The sequence below is a fragment of the Flavobacterium sp. genome, assembly GCF_044349645.1.
Classification (GTDB): domain Bacteria; phylum Bacteroidota; class Bacteroidia; order Flavobacteriales; family Flavobacteriaceae; genus Flavobacterium.
The window spans coordinates 54,408-71,042 of the sequence record NZ_JBIKQP010000007.1 but is presented as its reverse complement, the minus strand read 5'-3'; the positions used below and the strand labels follow the sequence as shown (position 1 = coordinate 71,042).

The window sequence follows — 16,635 nt, the reverse complement described above, 5'->3', positions numbered from 1 at the left end:
GAAAACCAGTTGCTGGACTTAACGCTGCTTTTGTAAATGTAGGCCACGATAAAGATGCCTTTTTACATTATCACGATTTAGGACCTAATCTTGCTTCCCAACTGAAGTTCATAAAGCTTGTAAGCGCAGGTAAAATAAAGGATTTCAACCTTAAAAACTTTCAGTTTGAAAAAGAAATTGATAAAGATGGAACAGTCTTAGACATTCTAAGTCCTAACCAGTCAATTTTAGTACAAGTCGTTAAAGAACCAATATCTACAAAAGGACCAAGAATTAGCTCTGAGCTTTCTCTTGCCGGAAGATTTATTGTTCTCGTTCCCTTTTCTGACCGAGTTTCTGTTTCACAAAAAATAGAAATAAAAGGAGAAAAAGAGCGTCTAAAACGATTAGTACAATCCATCAAGCCAAAAGGATTTGGAGTTATTGTGAGAACAGTAGCCGAAGGCAAAAATACAGCCGAATTAGAAAAAGATTTGCAGAACCTGTTAGACAGATGGACTGCAATGTGTAAAAAATTACCAACCGCTCATCATCCGTCCAAAATTTTAGGAGAACTTAACAAAGCTTCTTCTATGTTAAGAGACGTTTTTAATGATTCCTTCACGGGAATTCAAATTGATGATGAAGAGTTGTACAACCAAACCAAGGACTATTTGCAAGAAATAGCCCCTTCAAAATCATCAATCGTTAAGTTTTATCAATCTAACGACACTCCAATTTTCGAGAAATACAATATAGAGAGACAAATCAAAACTTCATTTGGGAAAAATGTTTCGATGAGCAAAGGTGCTTATCTAATCATTGAACACACCGAAGCCCTTCACGTTATTGACGTGAATAGCGGAAATCGTTCCAATAAATCTTCTAATCAAGAAGAAACAGCCATGGAAGTGAACATGATTGCTGCCGCAGAAATCGCAAGACAATTACGTCTGCGTGATATGGGAGGAATTATAGTAGTAGATTTTATCGATTTATCAGATCCAGAAAACAGAAAAGTGTTGTACGATTTCTTAAAAGAAGAAATGAGTGATGACAAAGCAAAACATAAAATATTACCCCCAAGTAAATTTGGATTAGTCCAAATAACAAGACAAAGGGTCCGACCAGAAGTAAATATTGAAACTAGAGAAGAAGATCCCAACAATGAAAAAGGGGATATTGAAGCTCCAATTTTAATTATCGACAGAATTATTTCTGATCTAGATAGAATTGTAAAAACGCATCCAAATGTTGTACTTAACGTGCACCCATTTGTAGGCGCTTACCTTACAAAAGGATTCCCATCCATTCGTTCAAAATGGTTTTTTGAATATAAAAAATGGGTAAAAATAATACCACGTGACGCTTACACGTACTTTGAATATCATTTCTTTGATAAAAAAGGAAATGTGATCAATGATTAAAACAAAAAACCGCTACTCGATTGAATAGCGGTTTTTTTATGATTTATTGTGAATTATGTATTAACTACCACACATTTCGCAATCCTCAGGACCTGCGTTTTTAGCCAATTCTATCATCGCTCGGTACTCTTCAGGAGTCATTTCAACTGCTTGAGTTTCTACAGGCGCTGCTACTGGCTCTTTTACTTCTTGTTCTTGAACTTCAATAGGCTCAGCTTTTTTATCATTATTTAGGGTAAATTTAATGGCGTCTACCGCTGCTTTTGTTCTTAAATAATACATTCCCGTTTTTAATCCTGATTGCCAAGCATAAAAGTGCATTGATGTTAATTTAGAATAATTGGCATTTTGCATAAATAAGTTTAACGATTGCGATTGATCCACAAAATAACCTCTGTGACGTGACATATCAATTATGTCTTTCATTGACATTTCCCAAACCGTTTTGTATAAATCCTTCAAGTTTTGAGGGATATTCAAGTTCTGAACCGATCCATTTTCACGCATTAATTCTTGTTTCAAAGTCTCTGTCCAAAGCCCTAGTTTTACTAAGTCTTCCAATAAATGTTTGTTAACCACAATAAACTCTCCGGAAAGAACTCTACGGGTATAAATATTAGAAGTATACGGCTCAAAAGCTTCGTTATTTCCTAATATTTGTGAAGTTGAAGCAGTAGGCATTGGCGCAACTAAAAGCGAATTTCTCACCCCGTTTTTCATCACTTCTTTACGTAAAGCACCCCAATCCCAACGCCCTGAAAGCTCTTCGTCTTTTATCCCCCAAAGATTGTGTTGGAATTCTCCTTGTGATATCGGCGACCCTTCATAGCTTGAATACGGTCCTTCTTCTGTAGCCATTTCCATTGAAGCGGTTACCGCGGCAAAATAAAGCGTTTCAAAGATTTCTTGATTCAATTTCTTAGCTTCATCGCTTGTAAACGGCATGCGCAACATGATAAAAGCATCTGCCAGTCCTTGAACTCCTAATCCAATTGGACGGTGGCGTTTGTTAGAATTTTCACCCTCTTTAACTGGATAATAATTTCTATCGATTACTTTATTTAAGTTTCTAGTTACTCGTTTGGTAACAGTGTATAATAAATCGTGATTGAATTTTCCGTCTTCAACAAACATAGGTAAAGAAATAGAAGCCAAATTACAAACGGCAATTTCATCTTTAGAAGTAAATTCTAAGATTTCTGTACACAAGTTAGAAGAACGAATAGTTCCAAGATTTTTTTGGTTTGACTTTCTATTCGCTGCATCTTTGTAAAGCATGTATGGCGTTCCAGTTTCAATTTGAGATTCTAGAATTTTTTCCCACAATTCATGTGCTTTGATTGTTTTTCTTCCTTTTCCAGCAGCCTCATATGAAGTATACAATGCTTCGAATTCATCTCCATAAACATCATAAAGCCCTGGACATTCGTTTGGACACATCAAAGTCCAGTTTCCATCTTCTTGTACTCGCTTCATGAATAAATCGGAAGTCCACATTGCAAAAAATAAATCTCTTGCACGCATTTCTTCTTTCCCTGTATTCTTTTTCAAATCCAAGAAATCAAAAATATCGGCATGCCAAGTTTCAATATAAATTGCAAAACTCCCTTTACGTTTTCCTCCACCTTGATCAACGTAACGTGCGGTATCATTGAAAACTCTTAACATTGGAACGATCCCGTTTGACGTTCCGTTAGTCCCTCGAATATAAGATCCTGTCGCACGAACATTGTGAATTGAAAGTCCAATTCCACCCGCCGATTGCGAAATTTTAGCTGTTTGTTTTAACGTGTCATAAATTCCATCGATACTATCATCTTGCATCGCTAAAAGGAAACAAGAAGACATTTGTGGTTTTGGTGTTCCTGCGTTGAATAATGTTGGAGTGGCATGAGTGAAGAATTTTTTCGACATTAAGTCGTAAGTTTCAATCACCGATTTTAAATCGTCTAAGTGAATTCCAACAGAAACACGCATTAACATGTGCTGCGGGCGCTCCACAATTTTTCCATTAATTCTCAATAAATAAGAACGCTCTAGGGTTTTAAACCCAAAATAATCATAGTTAAAATCTCTATTGTAAATGATATGTGAATCCAAAAATTCCGCATTTTCCATGATCACTTTGTGCACTTCTTCTGAAAGTAAAGGTGCAGAAAGTCCGTTTCTAGGATTTACGTAATTGTACATATCGTTCATGGTTTCCGAGAACGATTTTTTGGTATTTGAATGCAAATTAGAAATCGCTATACGCGCAGCTAATTGTGCATAATCAGGGTGTGCAATGGTCATTGACGCTGCAGTTTCAGCAGCTAAATTATCCAATTCTGACGTAGATACTCCATCGTAAAGCCCTTCAATTACTCGCATTGCGACTTTTACTGCATCAACTAAATCGTTTAAACCATAGCATAGTTTTTTAATTCTATCTGTGATTTTGTCGAACATTACTGGCTCCTTATGGCCATCTCTTTTTACTACGTACATAATTTTTTAATTTTTTAAAACAGAAAATCCCTTCGCTGTTTTGGTTATTTGTAATTTAAACTGAATTCATTTCAGCCTCTTTTTTGGAGCCAATCCGGCTATCCGTTTCAATCTTTTTATTTAAAAAAATAAAAAGGATTTTCACTACTATCCGGGCTAAAAGCTACAGATGCATTGGTAATTTCGAATAATCATTTCAAAAATGGAACTTTGAATGGTTTAGAATTTTGTATTAAAAATCAGCGTCGAAACTAATTTTTTGAGCTTGAGAATCGGTATTCATTACTCCTGATTTTTGGTATTCTGCCACTTTCTTTTCGAAGAAATTGGTTTTTCCTTGAAGAGAAATCATATCCATAAAATCAAAAGGATTTGAGGTGTTGTATTCTCTATCGCAACCTAATTCAACTAATAATCTGTCAGCAACAAATTCTAAATATTGAGTCATTAAAGCGGCATTCATACCAATTAAACTTACAGGAAGTGATTCAGTAATAAACTCTCTTTCAATATTTAAAGCATCCACAATAATCTCACGAATTCTTGTTTTAGGCACTTTATTTACCAAATGGTGGTTGTGCAAATGCACTGCAAAGTCACAGTGAACTCCTTCGTCACGAGAAATTAACTCATTTGAAAAGGTTAATCCTGGCATTAAACCACGTTTTTTCAACCAGTAAATTGAACAAAATGCTCCCGAAAAGAAAATTCCTTCAACAGCTGCAAAAGCAATTAATCTTTCAGCAAATGAATCCGATTCAATCCATTTTAAAGCCCAATCTGCTTTTTTCTTAATCGCAGGAAAAACTTCTAAAGCGTTGAATAACTCGTCTCTTTCTGATTCGTCTTTTACATAAGTATCGATTAATAGCGAATACGTTTCGCTATGAATGTTCTCCATCATAATTTGGAACCCATAAAAGAATTTTGCTTCAGCATATTGAACTTCATTTACAAAGTTCTCGGCTAAATTTTCATTGACAATTCCATCAGATGCGGCAAAAAATGCTAATATATGCTTGATAAAATAGCGCTCCTCGTCGTTTAATTTATTGTTCCAATCATTAATATCTTGAGACAAATCAATTTCTTCGGCAGTCCAAAAGCTAGCCTCCATTTTCTTATACCATTCCCATATATCATGGTGCTTGATAGGGAAAATCACAAAGCGATTCTTGTTTTCTTGTAAAATTGGTTCTACTAATGACATAATTGGTTGACTTTTATCTAATTAAAATGTTGAATTATTATTAAAATCTGAACTACAAAGATTGTGAATTATTGCGGTTTAAAAAAGCAAACTTATTCACAATTAACAATAGTTTTTAACAATCATATTAACATCAGATATTTTTTAAAATTATTTTTAATGAATTGATTATCAATATTTTAAAAAAGTAAAAAAATCTTAAAGTCCCGTAAAATCTAGGAATTATATATTTTTGAATTGAGGAAAAGATCGAACAAAAATGGGGTGGTTATTTTTTAATTTCTTCAGCAACTTTTTCAAGTTCCAAATACCAGTCATCACCAAAACGACGAATTAAGGCTTCTTTGACAAATTTATAAACAGGAACTTCTAATTCTTTTCCTAAAGAACAGGCGTCGTCACAAATTTCCCATTTGTCATAATTTACGGCGGCAAATTCGGTAAAATCTTTAACTCGAATTGGATACAAATGACAAGAAACAGGTTTTTTCCAATCAATTACTCCTTGGTTGTAGGCTTGTTCAATTCCGCAAAGCGCGGTTACTCCATCATAAATAACGTATGCGCAATCTTTATCGTCAACTAATGGTGTTTCTAAATCGCCTTCTTTCCCTTTAGTCCAAGTGCCTTGAGCTTCAATTGCGTCAATTCCTTCTTTTCTTAAAAAGGGTTTCACTTTTGGAAAAATAGATTCCATAATTAAAGTTTCTTCTTGACTTAATGGTGCTCCTGCATCTCCATCAACGCAACAAGCTCCTTTACAAGCTGATAAATTACAGACGAATTCTTTTTCAAGTATGTCCTCAGACACTATGGTTTTTCCTATTTGAAACATGCCGCAAAGATAACTATTGTTTTGAATTGCCCCGATAAAATAATATAATAATAACAAAAATTACAATTAGTTTCCTTCGAAAATAATTACTTTTGTGCTCTAAATCAGACATATTATGGAATTCGATTTTAAAGAAATTGCAACTGTTGGAATGGTGCTTTTTGCTGTAATTGATATTGTAGGAACTATTCCTATTATAATTAATTTGAGAAGTAAACACGGGCATATCGAATCTGAAAAAGCATCTATTGTAGCAGGGATAATCATGATTGTGTTTTTGTTTGCCGGAGAAGGTCTATTAAAACTTATCGGAATTGATGTAAATTCATTTGCAGTAGCAGGTTCTTTTGTATTGTTCTTTTTAGCATTAGAAATGATATTAGGAATTCGAATTTACCGTGATGAAGAGGCAAGTTCGGCCTCAATAGTTCCAATTGCATTTCCATTAATTGCTGGCGCTGGAACCATGACCACATTACTTTCATTAAAAGCTCAATATTCAACAGAAAATATTGTAATTGCAATTTTGTTTAATATTATTGTGGTTTACATTGTGCTTAAATCGTCCGCAAAAATTGAAAAAATGTTGGGAAAAAACGGTTTAGGTGTTATCCGTAAAACCTTTGGAATTGTACTTCTTGCAATTGCTGTTAAATTATTTGCCAGTAATGTTAAAGGTTTATTTATGTAACTAATTTTTATTATTTTTACGTCTTATAAATACATCAGAAATGAAAATTTTTACATCAATATTAGTTGTTATTGCCTTAGCGCTAATTGTTTTTAATATCACTTTGCTTGATTACACGGATTTATTTAACAGTAAAAATTCGGTAGCTTTAATAGGAATTGTAGCATCAATTTGTGCTGTTTTAATTCTATTGATTTTTAGAATGTCTAAAAAAATTGAAGAACGTTCTAAATAATTCTTCCATGTACGATACCTTAATTATTGGCGGCGGAGTTTCAGGAATGTCTTGCGCACTTGTTTTAGGATCGGCAGTTAAAAAACCTTTTGTAGCCGATAAAAAAATCGGAATAATTACTCATCAAAAAACATCTTCACTGCAAGAAGCCTTATTTAATAATGCTTACGGAATTCCCGCTGGGACTTTAGGAAGTGATTTATTAAAAAATAGCATATCCCAATTATCGGAATTATATCCTCAAATTGATCAAATTGAAGGTGAAAAAGTAATTCGAATTGAAGGTAAATTCCCTAATTTTGAAGTAGTAACTAATAAAAATTCCTATGCTACAAAATCAATTGTAGTGGCAATTGGTTATTCTAATACTTTTGACATACATGGCTTGATGGAATTTGTGGAAACACATAAAAAAACGCTTCCTGAAAAACAACGAATCCAACTAAAAAATACCGATCACCTTGTAACTGAAGGTATTTTTGTTGCCGGAACACTAGCAGGTTGGAGAAGTCAACTTTCTATTGCTGCAGGTAGTGGCGCTGCGGTTGCAACTGATATTTTAACATTGTGGAATAACAGAATTCAATCTCAAAGTCACGACAAAATTCAAAAATAAGTAACGATTCTTATTTTAAAGTTTGCACTTTTTTAATCATCGAATCCTCCTTAAGTAGTAGCGAATAGTAATAATTTTCTCCTAATAATTGTCTTACAAATTCAGCTGTTAAATATCTTTTTACCAATTTTTTATCTTTTTCTAACTTAAGATCCAAGCCGTTTTTCGACAAATATTTTTTGAAATTTTCATAATAAATATCAGAGTTTTCGATTTTCGAAACTAATTGAGTCATTTTCAATCCCTGGAATTGCTTTCTCCTTACGTCTAATTCTTCAAAAACAAAATAGCCCGTCGCTCCAGATTGCATTAAATAGATTACTCCTTCATCACCATGTTCTACTTCTAATGGAACAAAAATATCGGGAACAATTCCGCCACCGCCATATACAATCTTCCCTTTTGGAGTTTTATACTTCAGCTTTAAATCGACTTTCATACTGTCTTTTTTATACAATTCGCCATTATTCAATCGCTTATCGAAATCGCTATTATAATCGCCAATTCCTTTTTCATATGGCTTTTGAATTGAGCGCCCCGTAGGAGTGTAATATCTAGCAATAGTAAGTCGAACCGCAGAACCATCTTGGAAATTCATTTCTCGTTGAACCAAACCTTTTCCGAAGGATCGTCTGCCAATAACCGTTCCACGATCGTTATCTTGAATTGCACCAGCTAAAATTTCACTTGCTGATGCAGAACTTTCATTTATTAAAATATAAACTTTCCCTGATTCAAATTCTCCGTCCTCAGTGGCGTAAGTCTTTTCTATTTTGCCTTTTTTGTTTTTTGTAAATACAATTAATTGCTTGTCTTTTAATAATTCATCTGCAATTTCAGCAGCAATTTCCATGTAACCACCACCATTATCTCGAACGTCAATAACCAATGATTTTGCACCTTGTTGTTTTAATTGCAATAATCCTTTTTTGAATTCGTCATGCGTAGTTTCGGCAAATCGATTGATTTTTATATATCCTAAAGTTGGATTAATCATAACTGATGCTGCAACGCTTTCAATAGCAACAACATCTCGTTGTAGTTGGATTTGAAATTTTTTATTTTCGCTTTTTCTATAAATTGTTAGCACAACATCTGTCCCTTTTTCTCCTTTCAATCTTGAATATAAATCTTCAGAAGTTAGTTTTCTTCCAAATAATTTTTCTTTATTGGCATACAAAATTCTATCCCCCGATTTTATTCCGGCTTTTTCAGAAGGTCCGTCTTTAACTGGATTTACAATGGCAATAGTATCATTTAACATATAAAAATTAACTCCAATTCCCACAAAATCACCTTTCATAGTTTCTGCAAGCTGCGTTTGCTCGCTTTTTGGAACATAAACAGAATGTGGATCTAATTTATCAAGGATATTGGATGCCGCTAAATCAACTATGGAATCGGTGTTTACCTTGTCAACATACTCATTATCAATAAAATCAATTAATTTATTGAGCTTATTTCTATGGTTATCAGAAGCGGATAAATTACCTTGTTGAGGAAAATTAAGCGTTGCCCCAAGCAGTATTCCTAATGCTAAAGTTCCAAAAAATAATACAGGGTAATAGTTGGGGTTGATTTTCATTTATTAATCTAAATCCGAAATTTGTTCTACTTCTATTCCTGCTTTTATCAAAAATTGAAGCCCCGAATCGTCGCGGTATCCATTTTGATAAACTACTCTTTTAATCCCAGATTGGTGAATAAGTTTACTGCATTCTTTACATGGCGAAAGGGTAACATACAGCGTTGCTCCATCGCAAGTTTGAGTTGAACGAGCTACTTTTAAAATCGCATTTGCTTCAGCGTGAAGTACAAACCATTGGGTTAACCCTTCTTCATCTTCACAACAATTTTCAAACCCAGATGGCGTACCGTTGTAACCGTCGGAAATAATCATTTTATCGCGAACAATTATGGCTCCCACTTGACGTCGTTTACAATATGAAAGTTGTCCCCATTCAGATGCGATTCTAAGATAGGCTTTATCGTATTTATTTAATTTCGTTTTTTCCATTTTATCTAATCCAAATTTTACTTTCAATTATCATTGGCAAAACTACACCAATTACAAATGAAGACATCACTAAAGTCCAATCTCTTTTTGATAATCTAAAAAGTGTTTGCACACAATAAGCTGCTATTAATGTTACAAAAACAACAATAATCTGTGCAACTTCAATTCCCGTAGCAAATTCTAAAAGTGGAAGCAATTTCGAATCTGAGGCTTCGCCAATAATTGATTTGAAATACGTTGCAAATCCTAAACCATGAATAATTCCAAAGAATAACGTGATAACCCCAATAATGCTTATACTTTCATTTTTAGCTGATTTTCCAGCTGTAAAAAGGTGAAAAAATGCTGTAATTAATATTGTGATTGGTATTAAAAATTCAATAATATCCACTTTTACAACTATAATTTCATAAACTGAAAGTAACATTGCAAGTGTGTGACCAACGGTGAAAAGGGAAACTAAAAGCAAAACTTTTTTCCAATCTTTAAATACATATGGAACGCTTAACGCAATCAAGAACATTACGTGATCGTAGGAAAATAGGTTTAATACATGACGCATTCCAACTTCGAAGTAAATCCAAAAATCCGACATAGGTAATGTTTTAGAGATTTAATGAATGTCAAACTTACGAATTATTTTGAAAATAATAGAAACGGATTTTTGCTTTAGCTTAATAATAAAATTCAGAAATTAATATTTACTCAATTTTGCAAGATGCATGAATTCTTCCGCTTTATTGACCATATTGCTGCTTCCACAGAAAAATGGTGCTCTTTCATGCAATTCTTTTGGTTGAATTTCCATGATTCTAGTAAATCCATCCGAAGCCTTTCCGCCAGCTTGTTCGGCAATAAAAGCCATTGGATTGCATTCGTATAACAACCGTAATTTTCCTTTTGGCGATTTTGAACTCGTTGGATAAATGTAAATTCCCCCTTTAATCATGTTTCTATGAAAATCAGAAACCAAACTTCCAATGTATCTTGAAGTATAGGGCCTGTCACCTTCTTCGGTTTGGCAATATTTAATATAATCTTTTACTCCTTGCGGAAAATGGATGTAATTTCCCTCATTTATAGAATAAATATTTCCGTTATCGGCAAATTTCATATTAGGATGAGAAAGATAAAAAGTTCCAATCGCAGGGTTCAATGTAAATCCGTTCACGCCGTCGCCAGTAGTATAAACTAGCATGGTTGATGTGCCATAAATTACATAACCGGCAGCAACCTGATTGATTCCTGGTTGAAGAAAATCCTCCATAGTGACGGGTGTACCCACTGGTGAAACTCTACGATATACTGAAAAAATGGTCCCTAATGAAACATTCACATCAATATTTGAAGACCCGTCAAGCGGATCCATTAGCACTACATATTTGTTATTATGACAATTGTCATTTCCTGCAACGGTAATAAATTCATCGTTTTCTTCGGAAGCAATCCCGCAAACAATTTCTCGATTAATTAGTGTTTGAATGAAAATCTCATTAGCATAAACATCAAGCTTTTGTTGGTCTTCGCCTTGAATATTTTGCTCGCCTGCAGCACCTACAATATCGACTAATCCGGCTTTATTTACTTTATAGTTTACGACTTTAGCAGCTAATCGAATAGAATTGATAATTCTTGACAATTCCCCTGATGAATATTGAAACGAATTTTGGTTTTCTATAATAAATTCTCCCAGTGTTCTATTGCGTTGTTCCATTACTATAACGTTGTAGTTAATTTTCAACAAATATCGTTATTTTTGTTATAATGCACCTAAATTAATCAGATAGTTTATCAGATTTGTATATTTGCTGTTTAATTTGCAATTTAAATTTTAAAACTGTTTTTTAACCAATTTAAAATTAAGAATTCTACACCTATAAGATTATTTAATGGACATTAGAAAAGGAAGAATTGAAGACATGCCAGCGGTTTTGGGACTCATAAAAGAGCTAGCCACTTTTGAGAAAGAACCTAATGCAGTTGTTGTAACTGTTGCCGATTTAGAGCGCGATGGATTTGGAGAAAACCCATTGTTTCATACTTTTATTGCCGAAGAAAAGGAAGAAATTATAGGAATGGCGTTGTATTATTACCGATATTCAACTTGGAAAGGTAAGACAATTCACCTTGAAGATTTGATTGTTAAGGAAGAAAAACGAGGTTCTGGTTTGGGATTCAAATTGTATTCCGAGGTGATTGCTCAAGGCAAATGTGATGGCGTTCGAAGAATTGAATGGAATGTATTGGATTGGAATACTCCTGCGATTGAGTTTTACGAAAAATCAGGCGCTAAGGTTTTTAAAGATTGGCTTGTGGCCCAAATGGACGAAAAAGGAATTGACGCTTTTTTAGAGAAAAACAAAATATAATTATCTTAAGAAATGAGAATATTTAAATTTGGAGGTGCATCGGTAAAAGATGCTGAAGGAATTAGAAACGTTCACAGTGTTTTGCAAACTGTTGGTTTTGAGGATGTTTTGTTAGTAATTTCTGCTATGGGGAAAACTACAAATGCGCTTGAAGTAGTTATTAAAAACTATTTTGAAAAATCTCCTGAGCTGCAATCTTCAATTCAAGAAGTAAAAAAGTACCACAATCAAATTCTTTTAGATCTTTTTGAAGACGATAAAAATGCTGTTTTTAAAGATGTAAATTTATTGTTTTCAGAATTAGATCATTTTATAAGTCAGAATAAATCTCCTAATTATAATTTTGTTTACGATCAAATTGTGAGTTTTGGCGAATTAATTTCTACAACAATTATCAGTCACTATATGGGATTCATGGGGATTAAAACCCAATGGATTGATGTAAGAAATTTAATTAAAACTGATAACAATTACCGTGATGCGAATGTGGATTGGGATACCACACAAAAATTAATTTCAAAAAATGTAAAGAAAAAAATTCTGAACGTTACTCAAGGGTTTTTAGGTTCAGATGAAAATAATTTCACCACCACTTTAGGCCGCGAGGGTTCCGATTATACCGCTGCGATTTTTGCTTATTGCCTAAATGCTGAAAGTGTAACGATTTGGAAAGACGTTCCTGGAGTGATGAATGCCGATCCTCGTTATTTTGAAAATGCGAGGTTATTAAATCAGATTTCTTATCGTGAAGCCATTGAATTAGCGTTTTACGGAGCAACGGTAATTCACCCAAAAACGCTTCAGCCGCTACAAAAAAAAGAAATTCCATTATTTGTAAAGTCATTTATAAATCCTACTTTACCAGGAACAAGCGTTTCTAAAGGTGCTGATTTAGAACCTCATTTACCTTGCTTTATTTTAAAGAAAAACCAATTGTTACTTTCCCTTTCTTCAATAGATTTTTCATTTATAATGGAGGAAAACATCAGTGAAATATTTGCGCTTTTACATCAATATAAGATGAAAGTGAGTTTGATTCAAAATTCGGCAATTAGTTTTTCTGTTTGTATTGACGATAAATTCGGGAATTTTAACGCACTAAAATCGATCCTTTCGAAGAAGTTTAAAATCTCCTATAACGAAAATGTATCTCTTTTCACCATTCGTCATTTTGATCAAAAAGCAGCACAAATTGTTGAAAAAAACAAGTTGGTTTTATTGAAACAAGTGAGTCGCGAAACCATGCAAATTATCACAAAAGAGGAAAATTAAAATAGCGATTGCGTTATTGAAAATTCAAATCTTGGCTTTTTCAAACAAAACACACTACTTTTGATGTCTGTGCGTTATACTAGTTATGTTGAGAAAGTTATTTTACTTGTTATTATTGATCTCCTTCTCAGGGCTCAGGGCTCAAGAATTTTCCACGCATTATAAAACCAAAAAAATAGTAGCTTCAAAAAACGGAGTTCAGCTGGACAGCGTGAGTTTAAATTCTAGTTTTTTTAAATTAGAAAATAACAAAGGAAAATCCATTGATACTTCATTTTATAAGATCAATTTCCAAAAAAGTCTTCTTACATTTAGTCCCGATTTTCCCAATTATAATGACACTTTAACCGTTCGGTTTCTAAAATTTCCTGATTTTTTAACTAAAGAATACAGTATATACGATAGAAGTAGAGTGGTTAGTAACGATGCAACTTTAGGAGATTTATACAAAGTAAATTTTGCCAACAAAAAAAAATATGTCCCTTTTGACGGATTGACAACTTCCGGAAGTTTAACTCGTGGAATAACTATTGGTAACAACCAAAACTCTGTTTTAAATTCTGCCCTTGACCTTCAAATTTCGGGGAAAATATCCGATAAAGTTACTTTAAGAGCTTCCATTCAAGACAACAATATTCCGTTGCAAGAGGGAGGATATTCTCAGAGACTAGATGAATTTGATCAAATATTTATCGAATTAAGTTCGGATAAATGGAATGTTAGAGCCGGAGATTTGTTTTTAGAAAATAGAAATTCGAAATTTTTAAATTTCAATAAAAAAGTTCAGGGTTTGTCGTCACGTTTTGAATTTGGGAACACCAGTTCGAAAACTACGGTGTTTGGTGCGGCTGCATTAGTAAGGGGGAAATATGCAAAAAGCACTTTTGTAGGTCAAGAAGGAAACCAAGGGCCCTATAAATTACGGGGTGCAAATGGAGAATTATACGTTTTGGTAGTTTCGGGTTCTGAACGCGTTTTTGTAAATGGAATTCTACTAACTCGAGGGGAAAATAGCGATTACATTATCGATTATAACGCCGGTGAAATTAAATTTACTTCCATATTTCCTATTACATCGGAAATGAGAATTTCTATAGAATACCAATATTCAGATAGAAATTACACCAGTTTTATTACTTATGCGGGAGCTACACAAGAGCATGAAAAATGGAGTATTGGAGGTTTTTTATATTCTGAAAATGATATGAAAAACCAACCTTTACAGCAAAATTTATCTACAGATCAAGTTCAAACATTAGCAAATGCTGGTGACAACCAAAATTTAATGTCGGCTCCATCCGCTTATCTAGACAGCTATTCGGAAAATAAAATTCTTTATAAAAAAACGATCGTTAATGGAATTTCTGTGTTTGTATATTCTAACGTTTCAACTGATGAATTGTACAATGTGAAATTTTCACTTGTAGGAAATAATTTGGGAAACTATGAATTATCAAGTTCTTCGGCAATTGGGAAAATATATCGTTATGTAGCTCCTTTAAATGGAATTCCACAGGGAAATTATGAACCAATTGTAAAATTAATTGCACCAACAGAGCTTCAAATTGCAACTGTTTTAGGAAAATTTAACCCGTCTGAAAAAACTAGTGTGGATTTTGAAATTGGCGTGAGCAATAACGATAATAACTTATTTTCTTCCATTGATGATTCTGACAATCATGGTGTTGCAGGAAAAATAAACTTCAAACAACGCTTGTTTTCTAAAAAATGGAAGCTGGATTTTTTTACAAATTATCAATTAATTCAAAAGCAATATAGAACTATTGAGCGATTATTTACCATTGAATTTGATAGAGATTGGAATTTAAATAATCCATTTGGAACGCAGAGTTACCTTGTTTCAGGATTGAATTTTAACCTTCCCGAAAAAGGAGCAATTACCTATCAATTTGAAAATTTAGGATTTAAAGATAGCTTTTCAGGGACTCGTCAAGTATTGAGTGGAAATGTCAATTTGAAAAAATGGAACATTCAAAATAAAGGCAGCTTTTTGAAAAGTGAAAGTAATTATTCAACTTCGGTTTTTATTCGAAATCAAACCCAGATAAAATATCATTTTAAGAAAAATTGGGCGGGAGCAACAATACGATTAGAAGACAATCAGGAAAAATTGAAGTCAACCAACTTGTTTTCTTCATTGAGTCAAAAATTTACTGAATTTGGCGGGTTTATTGGTCGTGGAGATAGCACGAAAGTTTTTGTGGAATTGGGTTATTTAAATAGGTCGAATGATAGTATCCAAAGCGGAATTTTAAAACGAGTGAATAACTCACAATCCTATTTTTTAAAATCCAAATTAATAAAAACAGACACCCGTGATTTATCGGTATTTGTGAATTATAGAAATTTAAAATTTACTGATTTATCACGAACTGCTGAGCCTTCATTAAACTCTAGAGTGTTATATAATGATCGTTTTTATAATCAATTAATTCAGCTCACAACAGCATATGAAACCAATTCAGGGGCGATTGCCCAACAAGAATTTACCTACCTTGAGGTTGAGCCAGGACGCGGGATTTACTCTTGGAGTGATTATAACAACAATGGAATTCAAGACTTAGAAGAGTTTCAAGTAGCCGTTTTTATAGACCAAGCAAAATACATTAGAATCTTTTTGCCGAACCAAGTTTACCTAAAAACCCATCAAAATAAATTCTCTCAATCGGTGACAATTAATATGAGCCAATGGCAAAATGAAACTGGACTGAAACGCTTTTTATCTTATTTCTACAATCAAACTGCCTTTGTAGGTGAACGAAAAATAAAACGTCTTGGTGATGATTTCGATTTTAATCCATTTAGCTCCAATGATACTAATTTATTGGGATTAAATTCAAGTTTTAGAAATAGTTTGTTTTTTAACAGGGGCAAACAAAAGCATTCTATGACCTATACTTATCTAATGGGTAGAATTAAAAACTTGCTTTCGGTAGGATCACAAGAAAATTCAAATCAATCGCATCAATTGCAATACACTCATTTATATGAAAAAAATTGGCTTCTAAATTTGGGTTCGAAAACTATAAATTCAGAAATGACATCGGAAAATTATTCAGCAAGAAACTATCTCTTAAATGGGTATCAGTTGGCTCCAAAAATTTCCTATTTGTTTTCAAAAAATGCGAGTTGGGATTTGTTTTATGAATATCAAAGTAAGAAAAACAAAATTGGATCCTTAGAAACATTGGCGCAAAGCCGATTTGGGACTTCTTTTAACTATGCTTCAGAAAAAAAACTAACCATGAACGGCGAATTTTCTATGTATGAAAATAGTTTTGTAGGAAGTAGTTTAACTCCGGTTGCCTATGAAATGTTGGAAGGTTTACAGCCGGGTTCTAATATTACTTGGCGCTTACTGATTCAGAAAAATCTAACTGATTATTTAGATATTAATTTAAATTATCAAGGTAGAAAAAGCGAAAGCAGCATTGCAATCCACACAGGAAACATTCAGCTTAGAGCTTATTTTTAGT

14 protein-coding genes are annotated in these 16,635 nt (G+C 33.4%); 7 read left to right on the top strand and 7 right to left on the bottom strand.

Annotated features, from left to right (window positions below; genetic code table 11):
• A partial coding sequence (locus tag AC9UFV_RS02835; protein ID WP_509572551.1) for an Rne/Rng family ribonuclease occupies positions 1-1,406 on the top strand: 1,406 nt, incomplete at its 5' end.
• A 60-nt stretch (positions 1,407-1,466) separates the two neighbouring features.
• Here the strand turns inward: AC9UFV_RS02835 and AC9UFV_RS02830 are convergent.
• The 3 genes from AC9UFV_RS02830 to AC9UFV_RS02820 form a co-directional block, all read right to left on the bottom strand.
• Complete coding sequence (locus AC9UFV_RS02830) at positions 1,467-3,893, bottom strand: ribonucleoside-diphosphate reductase subunit alpha (RefSeq protein ID WP_509572549.1); 2,427 nt, start codon at positions 3,891-3,893, stop codon at positions 1,467-1,469.
• Between the two features lie 232 nt (positions 3,894-4,125).
• Positions 4,126-5,103 carry a ribonucleotide-diphosphate reductase subunit beta gene (locus AC9UFV_RS02825; protein ID WP_509572547.1) on the bottom strand — a complete coding sequence of 326 codons (978 nt, stop codon included), beginning with the start codon at positions 5,101-5,103 and terminating at the stop codon, positions 4,126-4,128.
• 268 nt (positions 5,104-5,371) lie between these two features.
• The gene (locus AC9UFV_RS02820; protein ID WP_509572545.1) at positions 5,372-5,938 is read right to left on the bottom strand and encodes a DUF3109 family protein; all 567 of its coding nucleotides are present in this window, start codon (positions 5,936-5,938) and stop codon (positions 5,372-5,374) included.
• 112 nt (positions 5,939-6,050) lie between these two features.
• Here AC9UFV_RS02820 and AC9UFV_RS02815 point away from each other — a divergent pair, with 112 nt between their 5' ends.
• From AC9UFV_RS02815 to AC9UFV_RS02805, 3 genes are read left to right on the top strand one after another with little or no spacing between them, the layout of a single operon-like run.
• A complete protein-coding gene (locus AC9UFV_RS02815) occupies positions 6,051-6,629 on the top strand; it encodes a MarC family protein (RefSeq protein WP_509572555.1) in 579 nt (192 codons plus the stop codon).
• 40 nt (positions 6,630-6,669) lie between these two features.
• Positions 6,670-6,864, top strand: coding sequence for a hypothetical protein (locus AC9UFV_RS02810; protein WP_509572543.1), 195 nt, complete (start codon positions 6,670-6,672; stop codon positions 6,862-6,864).
• A 7-nt stretch (positions 6,865-6,871) separates the two neighbouring features.
• Positions 6,872-7,480: an FAD-dependent oxidoreductase gene (locus AC9UFV_RS02805; RefSeq protein ID WP_509572541.1), complete on the top strand. Its 609-nt coding sequence runs from the start codon at positions 6,872-6,874 to the stop codon at positions 7,478-7,480.
• Between the two features lie 10 nt (positions 7,481-7,490).
• Here the strand turns inward: AC9UFV_RS02805 and AC9UFV_RS02800 are convergent, their stop codons facing one another.
• From AC9UFV_RS02800 to fbp, 4 genes are all read right to left on the bottom strand, one after another.
• Positions 7,491-9,065: a S41 family peptidase gene (locus AC9UFV_RS02800; protein WP_509572539.1), complete on the bottom strand. Its 1,575-nt coding sequence runs from the start codon at positions 9,063-9,065 to the stop codon at positions 7,491-7,493.
• 3 nt (positions 9,066-9,068) lie between these two features.
• Positions 9,069-9,497, bottom strand: a complete 429-nt coding sequence (locus AC9UFV_RS02795; protein ID WP_509522415.1) for a deoxycytidylate deaminase — start codon at positions 9,495-9,497, stop codon at positions 9,069-9,071.
• A gap of 1 nt (position 9,498) precedes the next feature.
• Complete coding sequence (locus AC9UFV_RS02790) at positions 9,499-10,092, bottom strand: HupE/UreJ family protein (protein WP_509572538.1); 594 nt, start codon at positions 10,090-10,092, stop codon at positions 9,499-9,501.
• A 99-nt stretch (positions 10,093-10,191) separates the two neighbouring features.
• Complete coding sequence (gene fbp, locus AC9UFV_RS02785; protein WP_509572536.1) at positions 10,192-11,211, bottom strand: class 1 fructose-bisphosphatase; 1,020 nt, start codon at positions 11,209-11,211, stop codon at positions 10,192-10,194.
• Positions 11,212-11,386: 175 nt separating this feature from the next.
• Here fbp and AC9UFV_RS02780 point away from each other — a divergent pair, with 175 nt between their 5' ends.
• The 3 genes from AC9UFV_RS02780 to AC9UFV_RS02770 all read left to right on the top strand — a co-directional run bounded on the left by AC9UFV_RS02780 (position 11,387) and on the right by AC9UFV_RS02770 (position 16,634).
• Positions 11,387-11,866: a GNAT family N-acetyltransferase gene (locus tag AC9UFV_RS02780; protein WP_509572534.1), complete on the top strand. Its 480-nt coding sequence runs from the start codon at positions 11,387-11,389 to the stop codon at positions 11,864-11,866.
• 12 nt (positions 11,867-11,878) lie between these two features.
• A complete protein-coding gene (locus tag AC9UFV_RS02775) occupies positions 11,879-13,138 on the top strand; it encodes an aspartate kinase (RefSeq protein WP_509572532.1) in 1,260 nt (419 codons plus the stop codon).
• A gap of 85 nt (positions 13,139-13,223) precedes the next feature.
• Entirely contained in the window at positions 13,224-16,634 is a 3,411-nt protein-coding gene (locus AC9UFV_RS02770) for a DUF8818 domain-containing protein (protein ID WP_509572530.1), read from the top strand.
• Position 16,635 lies beyond the last annotated feature (1 nt).